Annotated in this window: 9 protein-coding genes, 3 tRNA genes and 3 rRNA genes; 9 read left to right on the top strand and 6 right to left on the bottom strand. The window is 43.4% G+C overall.

The features are described 5' to 3' along the window. The first annotated feature begins 84 nt into the window (after nt 1-84). Nucleotides 85-1443, top strand: coding sequence for a 6-phospho-beta-glucosidase (locus tag FVA72_RS16525; protein ID WP_110591292.1), 1359 nt, complete (start codon nt 85-87; stop codon nt 1441-1443). A 35-nt stretch (nt 1444-1478) separates the two neighbouring features. Beyond that, nucleotides 1479-2234 carry a chitin disaccharide deacetylase gene (gene chbG, locus FVA72_RS16520; protein ID WP_110591293.1) on the top strand — a complete coding sequence of 252 codons (756 nt, stop codon included), beginning with the start codon at nt 1479-1481 and terminating at the stop codon, nt 2232-2234. A 61-nt stretch (nt 2235-2295) separates the two neighbouring features. On the opposite strand, the gene proS is transcribed toward chbG, so the two are convergent. The 6 genes from proS to metN form a co-directional block, all read right to left on the bottom strand. Continuing rightward, nucleotides 2296-4014 (bottom strand): proline--tRNA ligase, encoded by a 1719-nt coding sequence (gene proS, locus FVA72_RS16515; RefSeq protein WP_004257383.1) that lies wholly within the window; start codon nt 4012-4014, stop codon nt 2296-2298. A 99-nt stretch (nt 4015-4113) separates the two neighbouring features. After that, on the bottom strand, nt 4114-4833 hold the full coding sequence (tsaA, locus tag FVA72_RS16510; RefSeq protein ID WP_110591294.1) for a tRNA (N6-threonylcarbamoyladenosine(37)-N6)-methyltransferase TrmO: 720 nt from the start codon (nt 4831-4833) through the stop codon (nt 4114-4116). 7 nt (nt 4834-4840) lie between these two features. After that, the gene (gene rcsF / locus FVA72_RS16505) at nt 4841-5242 is read right to left on the bottom strand and encodes an Rcs stress response system protein RcsF (RefSeq protein WP_004257380.1); all 402 of its coding nucleotides are present in this window, start codon (nt 5240-5242) and stop codon (nt 4841-4843) included. A 126-nt stretch (nt 5243-5368) separates the two neighbouring features. After that, on the bottom strand, nt 5369-6190 hold the full coding sequence (locus tag FVA72_RS16500; RefSeq protein WP_110591295.1) for a MetQ/NlpA family lipoprotein: 822 nt from the start codon (nt 6188-6190) through the stop codon (nt 5369-5371). A 59-nt stretch (nt 6191-6249) separates the two neighbouring features. Further along, a complete protein-coding gene (gene metI / locus FVA72_RS16495; RefSeq protein ID WP_004257375.1) occupies nt 6250-6903 on the bottom strand; it encodes a methionine ABC transporter permease MetI in 654 nt (217 codons plus the stop codon). After that, entirely contained in the window at nt 6896-7927 is a 1032-nt protein-coding gene (gene metN / locus FVA72_RS16490) for a methionine ABC transporter ATP-binding protein MetN (protein ID WP_110591296.1), read from the bottom strand. Before metN ends, metI begins: the two co-directional genes overlap by 8 nt. A gap of 168 nt (nt 7928-8095) precedes the next feature. On the opposite strand from metN, the gene gmhB reads away from it, so the two are divergent. The 7 genes from gmhB to FVA72_RS16455 all read left to right on the top strand — a co-directional run bounded on the left by gmhB (nt 8096) and on the right by FVA72_RS16455 (nt 14694). Next, nucleotides 8096-8662 carry a D-glycero-beta-D-manno-heptose 1,7-bisphosphate 7-phosphatase gene (gene gmhB / locus FVA72_RS16485; protein ID WP_110591297.1) on the top strand — a complete coding sequence of 189 codons (567 nt, stop codon included), beginning with the start codon at nt 8096-8098 and terminating at the stop codon, nt 8660-8662. 526 nt (nt 8663-9188) lie between these two features. Beyond that, a 16S ribosomal RNA gene (locus tag FVA72_RS16480) occupies nt 9189-10728 on the top strand. Nucleotides 10729-10793: 65 nt separating this feature from the next. Beyond that, nucleotides 10794-10870, top strand: a tRNA-Ile gene (locus tag FVA72_RS16475). Nucleotides 10871-10992: 122 nt separating this feature from the next. Next, nucleotides 10993-11068, top strand: a tRNA-Ala gene (locus FVA72_RS16470). Between the two features lie 325 nt (nt 11069-11393). Further along, nucleotides 11394-14302: ribosomal RNA gene (locus FVA72_RS16465) — 23S ribosomal RNA — on the top strand. A 140-nt stretch (nt 14303-14442) separates the two neighbouring features. Then, nucleotides 14443-14558: ribosomal RNA gene (rrf, locus tag FVA72_RS16460) — 5S ribosomal RNA — on the top strand. The 16S, 23S and 5S rRNA genes sit together here with 3 tRNA genes alongside, the layout of an rRNA operon. Before the next feature lie 59 nt (nt 14559-14617). Further along, nucleotides 14618-14694 (top strand) — tRNA-Asp (locus FVA72_RS16455). Nucleotides 14695-14713 lie beyond the last annotated feature (19 nt).

The following is a 14713-nucleotide window of genomic DNA, read 5'->3' as shown; positions in this document are numbered from 1 at the left end:
TCTATGCGTCTCAAGCATATCCATCTTTTTCTATAAAGATGGTGTGCTTTTCTATGTCTATTATAAAGGTACAATGAGGTTAATATGACTCAGAATCAGAAATTAAAAGTTGTCACCATTGGGGGAGGGAGTAGCTACACTCCTGAATTATTAGAAGGTTTTATTAAACGTTACCATGAGTTACCTATTACTGAATTATGGTTAGTGGATGTTGATGAAGGTAAAGAAAAATTAGATATTATCTATAATTTATGCGAGCGCATGGTTAAACATGCCAATATACCACTCAAGATATTTAAAACGCTTGATAGGCGAGAAGCATTAAAAGACGCTGATTTCGTGACGACTCAATTAAGAGTTGGGCAATTAAAAGCACGTGCGTTAGATGAATCAATCCCCTTAAAACATGGTTATTTGGGGCAAGAAACTAATGGTGCTGGTGGCTTATTCAAAGGGCTGCGAACAATACCTGTGATTTTTGATATTATTAAAGATGTCGAAGAAATTTGCCCGAATGCTTGGGTAATTAATTTCACCAACCCCGCAGGTATGGTAACTGAAGCTGTTTATCGACACACTAACTTCAAACGTTTTATTGGTGTTTGTAATATACCTATCGGTATGAAAATGTTTATTACCGATGTTTTGAAACTATCCGATAGCGATGAATTATCTATCGACTTATTTGGTTTAAATCATATGGTTTTTATCAAAGACGTTATTGTAAATGGTTCATCACGGTTTAATGAGTTATTAGAAGGGATTGCTTCTGGAACATTAAGCGCAAATTCAGTTAAAAATATTACAGACCTTGCTTTTGATGAAGGATTAATTCGTGGATTAAATCTGATCCCATGCTCTTATTTATTGTACTATTTTAAACCTAAGGAAATGCTAGCGATTGAGCTTGGCGAGTATTATAAAGGGGGGGCTAGGGCTCAAGTCGTGCAAAAAGTTGAGCATCAACTCTTTGAACTATATAAAAATCCAACATTAGATGTAAAACCTAAAGAGCTTGAATTAAGAGGTGGAGCTTATTATTCAGATGCCGCTTGTGAAGTCATCAATGCAATATACAATGACAAACAAACGGAGCACTACGTTAATATTCCACATCATGGGCATATTGATAATATTCCTGAAGACTGGACAGTCGAAATGACATGCTTATTAGGTCGTGATGGCGCAAAACCGCACCCACGAGTAAAGCATTTTGATGATAAAGTACTTGGTTTAATTTATACCTTAAAAACTTTTGAAATTACCACTAGCCAAGCTGCAGTAAATGGTCAGTTTAATGATGTTTTATTGGCGATGAATCTAAACCCATTAATTCATTCTGATAACGATGCGCGTTTAATTTCTAAGGAATTACTAATCGCCCATAAAAAATACCTACCGAACTTCGCTAAAGCAATACAACAGCTTGAGCAAGAAGGTTAATTAGCCAAATAGCTTATAGTGTCAAGGGAGAGCATATGGCTGTATTACTTATTGTAAATGCCGATGATTTTGGACTCTGCGAGGCCGTTAATTACGGCATCATTGAATCTCATCGTAATGGGGTTGTTTATTCAACAAGCGCGATGATGAATATGCCCGCAATATCCCATGCGGCTAAATTAAGCCAAGAGAATCCGAGTCTGGCAGTGGGGATGCATTTTGTTTTAACGGCTGGGAAGCCTTTCTCATTAATGCCTACTCTCAGCCGTGATGGGCTGTTGGGTAAATGGCTTTGGGATATTGATATTAATGATTTACCATTGATTGAGATTGAACAAGAACTAAATCTGCAATATCAAAAATTTATCGAAATTTTTGGTCAAAAACCGAGCCATATCGATAGTCATCATCATGTTCATATGATTGAGGGTATTTTTCCAATTGTAGTTGCTTTCGCCCAAGAAAAGGGGGTCGCGTTACGTGTTGATCGCCAATTAGAGAAAAATTGGCCGCCATTATCATATCAAGTGGCAAGCACTGACTGTTTCAGTAGTGAGTTTTATGGTGATCAAATTTCAGAAGCGTTATTTTTGAAGATTATTAATGAAGCTAAAGCACAAGGTAATAATTCTATTGAAGTTATGACTCATCCTGCGTTTATTGATAATGCGCTATTAAAAAGTAACTATGCTTATCCACGTTTAAATGAATTGGAAGTATTAACATCTGAAAATTTAAAATCACAGATTTTGGCGGATGATTTTAAGATTGGTTCGTACCGAGACATCTAAAAAAGAAGCCCAAATTCAAATAATCGAAATTTGGGCTTTATTTTCTAGCTTTTAACTTATTTTATTTACCGAGCTTACCTTTTAGGAAGCTAATGACATTTTCTAAGCCAACCAATTCTTTATCATCACTACGGCGTGATTTATATTCAATTTGGTTGTTGTCTAAGTTACGGTCACCAATAACGATAGTGTATGGAACACCAATCAGCTCCATATCGGCAAACATCACACCTGGGCGCTCTTTACGGTCATCGAAAATCACATCAATACCATTTGCTTTTAAGTCAGCGTAAAGTTTTTCTGCAACTTCTTTAACACGATAAGATTTGTGCATATTCATTGGTAAAATAGCCACTTGGAACGGAGCAATTGCGTCCGGCCAAATAATTCCTCGGTCATCATGGCTTTGTTCAATAGCAGCGGCAACAATACGCGTTACACCAATGCCATAACAGCCCATGGTGACGATTTGGTTATGTCCATCTTCATTTTGGACTGAAGCTTTCATTGCTTCTGAGTACTTAGTCCCTAACTGGAAAATATGGCCAACTTCGATACCACGTTTAATTTGCAGTACACCTTTACCGTCTGGGCTTGGGTCTCCTTCAACAACGTTACGTAAATCAAAAGCTTCTGGTAACGCCAAATCACGTTCCCAGTTGATGCCAAAATAGTGTTTACCATCAATATTTGCGCCTGCACCAAAGTCGCTCATTACTGCAACGCTACGGTCGATAACAATCGGTAGTGGCATATTGACTGGGCCTAAAGAGCCTGGGCCAGCATTCACTGCATTTCTGATTTCAGCTTCCGTGGCGAATTCTAATGGGCTGGCCACTAATGGGTGTTTTTCTGCTTTGATTTCATTTAACTCATGGTCGCCACGAATTAATAAAGCGACGAGCGTGTGACCTGAATCTTTTTTCGCATGAACAATCAATGTCTTAACAGTTTTTTCAACAGGTAAATTGAATTGCTCAACGAGCTCTGCGATTGTTTTTGCATTAGGCGTATCAACAAGACGCATCTCTTCTGTTGGAGCGCAACGTGGCGTTGTTGGTGCTAATGCTTCTGCGAATTCAATGTTAGCGGCATAATCAGATTCGGTAGAGAAAATAACGTCATCTTCACCATTTTTTGCTAATACTTGGAATTCGTGGGATGCGCTACCGCCGATAGAGCCAGTGTCAGCTTGAACGGCACGGAAATCAAAGCCAATACGCGTGAAAATTTTGCTGTAGGCTTCGTACATCGCATCATAGGTTTCTTGCAATGATTCTTGGCTAGTGTGGAAAGAGTATGCATCTTTCATAATAAATTCACGCGAGCGCATCACACCAAAACGTGGGCGAACTTCATCACGGAATTTGGTTTGAATTTGGAATAAATTCAATGGCAATTGTTTGTAAGAGGTGATTTCGTTACGGACTAAATCTGTAATCACTTCTTCATGGGTCGGGCCGAGAACAAACGGGCGTTCACCACGGTCAACAAAACGCAGCAATTCAGGTCCATACTGTTCCCAACGTCCACTTTCTTGCCATAAATCTGCAGGCTGAACGACGGGTAGAGATACCTCGATAGCGCCTGCATTTTCCATTTCTTCACGGACGATGGTTTCTACTTTACGTAGAACACGAACACCAGTGGGTAACCAGTCATACAGACCGGAAGCAAGTTTACGGATCATTCCTGCACGCAGCATCAGCTGATGGCTGATAACTTCTGCATCCGCAGGGGTCTCTTTTAGAGTTGAGAGCAGATATTTGCTAGTACGCATTGTATAGGTTCCATTAGAACAACAAGTTATGGCAAATGACTTATTTGCCAAGGTATATAGTGAGCTAGTCTACCAGTGACGGAGGCTTGCCAAAAGGGGTTAACGTGATTTTTCGTATGGTTCGATAGCGAATACTTCAGTCACACCATCAATTACCCGCCAACGAATATTAAAATCTAATAAATGGACTGCATAGTCACGTGTTTCAGTAGATTGTTTTTTATATGCGGGGCGGGGGTCTTGCATTAAAACTTGTGAAATAAATTGTTTAATACCCGGGTACTGATTTTGATAATCATCTAATTCAGTTTTTATTTCTGGGGTAAATATAACCTGCATATCATCTGAAGGTGTGTCCTGTGCGTACCCTGCAGTTGCGGTCGGTATTGCCTCGGCAAAGGGTAAGTAAGGTTTTATATCGATAACAGGGGTGCCATCTACTAAATCAAGGCTACCAAGCTCAAGGATCACTTGGCTGTTTTCTATTGTTATTCCATGTAATTCAACAAGAGACATGCCTATTGGGTTTGGTCTAAATGTTGAACGGGTTGCGAAAACACCCATTTTATCATTGCCACCTAGTCTTGGAGGACGCACTAGCGGTTTCCAGCCATTTTTCATTGTTTGATGAAAAACGAATAGAACCCAAACATGGCTAAATTGACTGAGTCCTCGCACCGCATTTGGGTCGTTGAATGGAGAATGCAGATGTAAGCGTCCCGCACCCCCCTGAACAAGTCCAGGTTGGCGAGGGATTGCAAACTTTTCTTTATAAGGTGATTCAATGTGCCCAATAACATTAAACTGAAAAGGTTGCATAAGATATTTATTCAACAATTTGTAATGCACTGCCTTCACAGATAGTTGCCTGATAACAACCTGGAGAGGTCATGGTTTGGCACTGGTGTAAAAGTACGGCATCAGCCGCAATATAGGCAGCTTGTGTTAACATACTGTTTTTTGCGGTATTCAAATTTGCCGGAGGGCTTTGAACGCTTTCTCGACAAGATTCCCCAGAAACAACACCTAAATCTTTGAAAGGCATCCCTAATAATTCTTCTGGGCTATTCATTAATTTAACGTTTGCTGTGTCTGGCTCTGTTACTTTCGGTACAGGTTTAGACAATTTCATACTAGTGAAACCTTTATTTTGCCCTGGACTCGTGTATTGGTTAATTCCACACCCGGCTAACACAAATGTTACCAAAGTGAGCAATAACAGTCTCATAAGTTATACCTTTCTTATATGATTCAAAATAATGCCGCGTTGTTTTTATAGTCTATAAATTACAAAAAATACTAGACGGCGTTAAGCCGTCTAGTATTTTAATCGTTTTTTAAATAATAAAAAAGATTACCAACCTTTAACTGCACCACCATCGAAGACTTCATTAGCTTTGTTTGCTACTTCATCTGATTGATACGCCTGAATAAATTTTTTCACGTTCTCACTATCTTTATTATCTTCACGAGCAACAATAATATTTACGTATGGAGAATCTTTATCTTCAACAAATAAACCATCTTTTGCAGGTGTTAATTTAGGTGTAGCACTACTTGCCCAAGTCGTATTGATAATCGCTAATGCAATTTTTTGGTCATCTAAAGCACGAGGTAATTGAGGCGCTTCTAACTCAACAAATTTCAGGTTTTTCGGGTTTTCAACCACATCTAAAACAGTTGGCATTAAGCCAGTACCATCTTTTAATTTAATTAAACCTTGTTGTTGTAATAACAGCAATGAACGGCCTAAGTTAGTTGGGTCATTTGGTAACGCAATTTGAGAGCCATCAGCGAGTTCATCTACTGACTTAATTTTTTTAGAGTAAGCCGCAATTGGATAAATAAAGGTATTTCCAACAGGAACTAATTTGTAGTTACGATCTTTAATTTGTTGATCAAGATAAGGCTTGTGTTGGAATGCGTTCGCATCGATATCGCCTTTACTTAATGCTTCATTAGGTAAAACGAAGTCATTAAATGAAACGAGCTCAACATTTAAACCGTACTTTTCTTTAGCAACTTTCTGTGCGACTTCAGCAACTTCTAATTCTTTGCCCATGATCACACCAACTTTGATGCTGTTGGCATCTTTCTCTTTTTCACCACAACCAGTGAGAACGAGTGTGCCTAATAGCGCGCCGACAACTGCGATAGATTTTAATTTAATAGACATTGGTTTACCCCTTTAAAACGGACTTTATAAGCACCTTAACGGCGCAGCTATTTTACTAACTATCGATGTGAAACTTTTTTCATTAAATACTCGCCACCAAACTGAATTAGGTTTACTAAAATGACGAGGAGAACAATAACGGTATTCATCACAACAGGGTTATAAGTTTGATAACCATATTGTAGTGCGATTTGACCTAAACCACCGGCACCAACTGCACCACCCATTGCAGAATATCCGACTAACATAATTAACGTGATAGTGGCTGCATTAATTAAACTTGGCAATGCTTCAGGGATCAAAATCTTACGAATAATCTGAAGTGGAGTTGCTCCCATCGCACGGGCTGATTCAATTAAACCACTTGGAATTTCTAATAACGCATTTTCAACCATGCGAGCAATAAACGGCGCAGCGCCAATTGTTAAAGGAACGATTGCTGCTTTTAAACCAATAGTCGTTCCAACAAGAAACGAAGTTAATGGAATAATCCACACCAGTAAAATAATAAATGGCACAGAGCGGAAAATGTTTACTACAACTGCAAGAGCACGATATAGCCCTACATTCTCCATTACTTGGTCTTTGCGTGTAATATAGAGCAATACACCTAATGGTAAACCTAAAACAAAACCCAAAAAGCCGGAAACAAAGGTCATTGTGATAGTGTCAATTGTGCCGTTAATCAGCAGGTAAATCATTCTCTCAGACATAACCCAAAACCTCTACTTTCACATGATGCTCTTTTAAAAATGCAATTGTGGATTCAACCCCACCATTGATGCCATGTAGCTCTGCGAGCATCACACCAAATTTCACGCCGCCGGCGTAGTCAATTTGTGAACTTAAAATATTAATATCAATATCAAATTTGCGTACAGCCATTGAAATTAAAGGTGCATCAACAGACTGCCCTGTAAATTCGAGCTTGAGTAATGGTGATAATTCCTTACCTGGCTCCGTTTTTAATCGTTCTTTATAATCATCTGGAATATCAATAACTAATGTTGATTGAATAAACGCTTGAGCAACAGGTGTTTTTGGGTGAGAGAATACTTCACTCACTTTGTCTTGCTCAATTAATTGACCGCCACTTATTACAGCTACTTGATCACAAATACGTTTTACAACATCCATTTCGTGGGTAATTAATAAGATAGTTAAGCCTAATCGACGGTTAATATCTTTTAATAATTCTAAAATTGAACGGGTTGTCGCGGGGTCTAATGCACTTGTCGCTTCATCACATAGTAATACTTTTGGTGAATTAGCTAATGCGCGAGCTATAGCAACACGTTGCTTTTGTCCGCCCGAAAGGTTTGCTGGGTATGCATCTTTCTTTTCAGTTAACCCAACTAAATCGAGTAATTCACTTACACGCTCTATAATTTTTTCTTTAGGCGTATTATCAAGTTCCAAGGGGAGAGCAACGTTATCAAAGACGGTACGTGAAGATAACAGGTTAAAATGCTGGAAAATCATGCCAATGCCGCGACGTGCTCTCGTCAACGTTTTTTCAGTCATTGATGTTAAATCTTGTCCATCAACAATAACTTGGCCTGAAGTTGGGCGTTCAAGCATATTCACGCAACGAATAAGCGTACTTTTACCCGCACCTGAAGCACCAATAACGCCATAGATCTGACCAGCAGGCACATGCAAGCTAATATCAGTAAGCGCTTGAATGTTACGGCTTCCTTGCTGGAAAACTTTATTAATATTTGAGAGCTTTATCATTTATAGTTTCTAACTTTATCTGAATTGTTTTTAGATAGTGTATCTAATAAGGTTGGATGTTAAGGCGTCTAGACGTCTAAGTCAATAAAGATTGTTCTATTTATTCTATTCTCCTTTTATTTCTTTTCATGAGATACTAAAAAGATACTAAATTTTAGGAGTAAACAGGTGAGTAACGGGATCCCAGCAGTCTTTTTAGATAGAGATGGAACAATTAATATCGATCATGGTTATGTACATAAAATTGATGATTTCGAATTTATTGAAGGGTCAATTGAAGCGATGCTCGAATTAAAAAAGATGGGTTATGCATTAGTTATTGTAACTAACCAGTCAGGTATTGGTCGGGGAATTTATACAGAAGACCAGTTTATGCAACTCACAGAATGGATGGATTGGTCATTAGCAGATCGCGGTATCGACTTAGACGGTATTTATTTTTGCCCTCATCATACTGAGGCTACAGTAGAAGAATATCGCCAAGACTGTAATTGCCGTAAACCAAAGCCAGGAATGCTACTAGACGCGCAGGCTTTTTTAAAAATAGATATGGCATCATCTATTATGGTGGGTGATAAACTTGCTGATATGTTGGCAGGCAAAGCCGCTAAAGTCGGTACAACTATATTAGTGAAAAGTGGTGAGCCAGTCACCGATGAAGCAATCAATAATGCAGATATTGTTATTAACAGTATCGCAGAGTTGCCAGAAACGCTAAAAAGAATCAAAAAGTAGCCTTTTTGGGTGGTAAATAGGCAGTTAGAAAAAAAATGTAAAAAAACACTTGCCAGATTTTTCTGACTCCCTATAATGCGCCACCACTGACCGGGAACAAGACAACGCAAAGCGCGATGAACACTGAAACGGCAGCGAGAGATTCTGAAAAGAAAAAGCAAAAAATTGCTTGACTCTCACGGAGGAAAACGTAATATACGCCTCCTCGCAGCAACGACCGAAAGGTTGGTTTTCATAAAGAAAAGCTGCAACGCTCTTTAACAATTTATCAGACAATCTGTGTGGGCACTCACAGGACACTATCAAAAAAATATTTGATTTTAAGTCTTGAAGAGTGACTAACACGTTAATTCATATATATGAAATAAGGTAGTAACGCTTATTTTGAAAGGATAACGCGAAGGCAAGCAGAGATAACCCGAGACAGTACTTAGGTACGGCGAGGGGAAGCGATGCGAAGCCGACAAAGTTAGCCGAACAAAAGAACGTTACGGTCAGTAAGACATTCTTTGAGCATCAAGCTTTTTAATTGAAGAGTTTGATCATGGCTCAGATTGAACGCTGGCGGCAGGCCTAACACATGCAAGTCGAGCGGTAACAGAGGAAGCTTGCTTCTCGCTGACGAGCGGCGGACGGGTGAGTAATGTATGGGGATCTGCCCGATAGAGGGGGATAACTACTGGAAACGGTAGCTAATACCGCATAATCTCTAAGGAGCAAAGCAGGGGAACTTCGGTCCTTGCGCTATCGGATGAACCCATATGGGATTAGCTAGTAGGTGAGGTAATGGCTCACCTAGGCGACGATCCCTAGCTGGTCTGAGAGGATGATCAGCCACACTGGGACTGAGACACGGCCCAGACTCCTACGGGAGGCAGCAGTGGGGAATATTGCACAATGGGCGCAAGCCTGATGCAGCCATGCCGCGTGTATGAAGAAGGCCCTAGGGTTGTAAAGTACTTTCAGTCGGGAGGAAGGCGTTGATGCTAATATCATCAACGATTGACGTTACCGACAGAAGAAGCACCGGCTAACTCCGTGCCAGCAGCCGCGGTAATACGGAGGGTGCAAGCGTTAATCGGAATTACTGGGCGTAAAGCGCACGCAGGCGGTTGATTAAGTTAGATGTGAAATCCCCGGGCTTAACCTGGGAATGGCATCTAAGACTGGTCAGCTAGAGTCTTGTAGAGGGGGGTAGAATTCCATGTGTAGCGGTGAAATGCGTAGAGATGTGGAGGAATACCGGTGGCGAAGGCGGCCCCCTGGACAAAGACTGACGCTCAGGTGCGAAAGCGTGGGGAGCAAACAGGATTAGATACCCTGGTAGTCCACGCTGTAAACGATGTCGATTTGAAGGTTGTTCCCTAGAGGAGTGGCTTTCGGAGCTAACGCGTTAAATCGACCGCCTGGGGAGTACGGCCGCAAGGTTAAAACTCAAATGAATTGACGGGGGCCCGCACAAGCGGTGGAGCATGTGGTTTAATTCGATGCAACGCGAAGAACCTTACCTACTCTTGACATCCAGAGAATTTAGCAGAGATGCTTTAGTGCCTTCGGGAACTCTGAGACAGGTGCTGCATGGCTGTCGTCAGCTCGTGTTGTGAAATGTTGGGTTAAGTCCCGCAACGAGCGCAACCCTTATCCTTTGTTGCCAGCGATTCGGTCGGGAACTCAAAGGAGACTGCCGGTGATAAACCGGAGGAAGGTGGGGATGACGTCAAGTCATCATGGCCCTTACGAGTAGGGCTACACACGTGCTACAATGGCGTATACAAAGAGAAGCGACCTCGCGAGAGCAAGCGGAACTCATAAAGTACGTCGTAGTCCGGATTGGAGTCTGCAACTCGACTCCATGAAGTCGGAATCGCTAGTAATCGTAGATCAGAATGCTACGGTGAATACGTTCCCGGGCCTTGTACACACCGCCCGTCACACCATGGGAGTGGGTTGCAAAAGAAGTAGGTAGCTTAACCTTCGGGAGGGCGCTTACCACTTTGTGATTCATGACTGGGGTGAAGTCGTAACAAGGTAACCGTAGGGGAACCTGCGGTTGGATCACCTCCTTACCATTGAAGTGTTTTTGTGAAGTGCTCACACAGATTGTCTGATGAAATAGAGTAGCGGTATCGATAGGCTTGTAGCTCAGGTGGTTAGAGCGCACCCCTGATAAGGGTGAGGTCGGTGGTTCAAGTCCACTCAGGCCTACCAAAATCGAATTGATGCGTCGTTATAGATTAGCTCACTTACCTAAGTAAGCTTCGCCAATCTATGCCTTGCCTGAATTCGATTTGTCATTTAATGACTTATATTGATACCGAAAATACCTTTATGGGGCTATAGCTCAGCTGGGAGAGCGCCTGCCTTGCACGCAGGAGGTCAGCGGTTCGATCCCGCTTAGCTCCACCATAATTTTTCTGATTATTCAGAATAGATTAGTAATAGTCTATTGCGAATAATTATGCTCTTTAACAATCTGGAACAAGCTGAAAATTGAAAACAACGCACATTGTTTATCGCTTAAACAATGTGAGAGTCTCTCAAAATTTCAGACCTGAAATTTTCGGTCACTTTAGCGAGTGGCATGAGCGAGCAGTCAGTCCTTCGCGGCGGCCAGCGCACAGCAAGCGCAGCATACATAAGTATGTGAGCATTGCGAGCACTGCCCAACAAAGAAGGAATGCACGCACAGCCATGACAGTAAGGTGAACGTTGAAACAATTTCGGGTTGTGAGGTTAAGCGACTAAGCGTACACGGTGGATGCCTAGGCAATCAGAGGCGATGAAGGACGTGCTAATCTGCGATAAGCGTCGGTAAGGTGATATGAACCGTTACAACCGACGATTTCCGAATGGGGAAACCCAGTGCAATTCGTTGCACTATCGTTTGATGAATACATAGTCAAACGAAGCGAACCGGGGGAACTGAAACATCTCAGTACCCCGAGGAAAAGAAATCAACCGAGATTCCCCTAGTAGCGGCGAGCGAACGGGGAGCAGCCCAGAGTCTTAATCAGCATTAGCATCAGGAGAACGGTCTGGAAAGTCCGGCAGTAAAGGGTGATAGCCCCGTATCCGAAGATGTTAGTGTTGTGAACTCGACGAGTAGGGCGGGACACGTGTTATCCTGTCTGAATATGGGGGGACCATCCTCCAAGGCTAAATACTCCTGATTGACCGATAGTGAACCAGTACCGTGAGGGAAAGGCGAAAAGAACCCCGGCGAGGGGAGTGAAATAGAACCTGAAACCGTGTACGTACAAGCAGTGGGAGCCTTGATTTATCAGGGTGACTGCGTACCTTTTGTATAATGGGTCAGCGACTTATATTCTGTAGCAAGGTTAACCGTATAGGGGAGCCGTAGGGAAACCGAGTCTTAACTGGGCGAATAAGTTGCAGGGTATAGACCCGAAACCCGGTGATCTAGCCATGGGCAGGTTGAAGGTTGGGTAACACTAACTGGAGGACCGAACCGACTAATGTTGAAAAATTAGCGGATGACTTGTGGCTGGGGGTGAAAGGCCAATCAAACCGGGAGATAGCTGGTTCTCCCCGAAAGCTATTTAGGTAGCGCCTCGTGAACTCATCTTCGGGGGTAGAGCACTGTTTCGACTAGGGGGTCATCCCGACTTACCAACTCGATGCAAACTACGAATACCGAAGAATGTTATCACGGGAGACACACGGCGGGTGCTAACGTTCGTCGTGAAGAGGGAAACAACCCAGACCGCCAGCTAAGGTCCCAAAGTCATAGTTAAGTGGGAAACGAAGTGGGAAGGCTCAGACAGCCAGGATGTTGGCTTAGAAGCAGCCATCATTTAAAGAAAGCGTAATAGCTCACTGGTCGAGTCGGCCTGCGCGGAAGATGTAACGGGGCTAAACTATGCACCGAAGCTGCGGCAGCGATATGTAAATATTGTTGGGTAGGGGAGCGTTCTGTAAGCCTGTGAAGGTGTGCTGTGAGGCATGCTGGAGGTATCAGAAGTGCGAATGCTGACATAAGTAACGATAATGCGGGTGAAAAACCCGCACGCCGGAAGACCAAGGGTTCCTGTCCAACGTTAATCGGGGCAGGGTGAGTCGACCCCTAAGGCGAGGCAGAAATGCGTAGTCGATGGGAAACGGGTTAATATTCCCGTACTGGTGATAATTGCGATGGGGGGACGGAGAAGGCTAGGCTATCCGGGCGACGGTTGTCCCGGTTTAAGGATGTAGGCAGGTGAATTAGGCAAATCCGGTTCACTATATGCTGAGGTCCGATGACGAGTCACTACGGTGATGAAGTAGCTCATGCCCCGCTTCCAGGAAAAGCCTCTAAGCTCTAGATTATCATTAATCGTACCCCAAACCGACACAGGTGGTCAGGTAGAGAATACTCAGGCGCTTGAGAGAACTCGGGTGAAGGAACTAGGCAAAATGGTGCCGTAACTTCGGGAGAAGGCACGCTGGCATTAGGTGAAGTGGTTTACCCATGGAGCTGAAGCCAGTCGCAGATACCAGCTGGCTGCAACTGTTTATTAAAAACACAGCACTGTGCAAACACGAAAGTGGACGTATACGGTGTGACGCCTGCCCGGTGCTGGAAGGTTAATTGATGGGGTTATCCGTAAGGAGAAGCTCTTGATCGAAGCCCCAGTAAACGGCGGCCGTAACTATAACGGTCCTAAGGTAGCGAAATTCCTTGTCGGGTAAGTTCCGACCTGCACGAATGGCGTAATGATGGCCAGGCTGTCTCCACCCGAGACTCAGTGAAATTGAACTCGCTGTGAAGATGCAGTGTACCCGCGGCAAGACGGAAAGACCCCGTGAACCTTTACTATAGCTTGACACTGAACATTGAGCCTTGATGTGTAGGATAGGTGGGAGGCTTTGAAGCGTGGACGCCAGTCTGCGTGGAGCCAACCTTGAAATACCACCCTTTAATGTTTGATGTTCTAACGTTGCCCCGTTATCCGGGGTGCGGACAGTGTCTGGTGGGTAGTTTGACTGGGGCGGTCTCCTCCCAAAGAGTAACGGAGGAGCACGAAGGTTGGCTAAGCATGGTCGGACATCATGCGGTTAGTGCAAAGGCATAAGCCAGCTTGACTGCGAGAGTGACGGCTCGAGCAGGTACGAAAGTAGGTCTTAGTGATCCGGTGGTTCTGAATGGAAGGGCCATCGCTCAACGGATAAAAGGTACTCCGGGGATAACAGGCTGATACCGCCCAAGAGTTCATATCGACGGCGGTGTTTGGCACCTCGATGTCGGCTCATCACATCCTGGGGCTGAAGTAGGTCCCAAGGGTACGGCTGTTCGCCGTTTAAAGTGGTACGCGAGCTGGGTTTAGAACGTCGTGAGACAGTTCGGTCCCTATCTGCCGTGGGCGTTGGAAGATTGAAAGGGGCTGCTCCTAGTACGAGAGGACCGGAGTGGACGCACCACTGGTGTTCGGGTTGTCATGCCAATGGCATTGCCCGGTAGCTAAGTGCGGAAGAGATAACCGCTGAAAGCATCTAAGCGGGAAACTTGCCTTGAGATGAGTCTTCCCTGACTCTTTAAGAGTCCTAAAGGAACGTTTAAGACTAAGACGTTGATAGGTTGGGTGTGTAAGCGTAGCGATACGTTGAGCTAACCAATACTAATGAACCGTGAGGCTTAACCTGACAACACCGAAGGTGTTTTAGAGAGATAGAGTTGTTTTCAAAGAAAGTGAGAAGCCGAAAGGTGAAGGACACGCAGCTTGTTTGAGATTGAGGTTCTGGTTTAGTGAAGAAAAAAACTAAACGGGAACAAACAGAATTTGTCTGGCGGCAATAGCGCGGTGGTCCCACCTGACCCCATGCCGAACTCAGCAGTGAAACGCCGTAGCGCCGATGGTAGTGTGGGGTCTCCCCATGTGAGAGTAGGGAACTGCCAGACATTAATTAAAGGTTTATTGCTCAATAAGCAGTAAACAGCCGAAAGGCAAAAGAATAAGTGGAGCGGTAGTTCAGTTGGTTAGAATACCTGCCTGTCACGCAGGGGGTCGCGGGTTCGAGTCCCGTCCGTTCCGCCACTTATCAAAGCCTCGTGAT

The organism is Providencia sp. PROV061 (assembly GCF_011045655.1).
In the GTDB taxonomy this organism is placed as follows: Bacteria; Pseudomonadota; Gammaproteobacteria; order Enterobacterales; family Enterobacteriaceae; genus Providencia; species Providencia hangzhouensis.
The sequence above is the reverse complement of the archived record's forward strand: the minus strand, read 5'-3'. Positions and strand labels throughout refer to the sequence as shown.

Coding starts and splice junctions, on each gene's coding strand:
- FVA72_RS16525 (WP_110591292.1), top strand. CDS start 85: ATGACTCAGAATCAGAAATTAAAAGTTGTCACCATTGGGGGAGGGAGT.
- chbG (WP_110591293.1), top strand. CDS start 1,479: ATGGCTGTATTACTTATTGTAAATGCCGATGATTTTGGACTCTGCGAG.
- proS (WP_004257383.1), bottom strand. CDS start 4,014: ATGCGTACTAGCAAATATCTGCTCTCAACTCTAAAAGAGACCCCTGCG.
- tsaA (WP_110591294.1), bottom strand. CDS start 4,833: ATGCAACCTTTTCAGTTTAATGTTATTGGGCACATTGAATCACCTTAT.
- rcsF (WP_004257380.1), bottom strand. CDS start 5,242: ATGAGACTGTTATTGCTCACTTTGGTAACATTTGTGTTAGCCGGGTGT.
- FVA72_RS16500 (WP_110591295.1), bottom strand. CDS start 6,190: ATGTCTATTAAATTAAAATCTATCGCAGTTGTCGGCGCGCTATTAGGC.
- metI (WP_004257375.1), bottom strand. CDS start 6,903: ATGTCTGAGAGAATGATTTACCTGCTGATTAACGGCACAATTGACACT.
- metN (WP_110591296.1), bottom strand. CDS start 7,927: ATGATAAAGCTCTCAAATATTAATAAAGTTTTCCAGCAAGGAAGCCGT.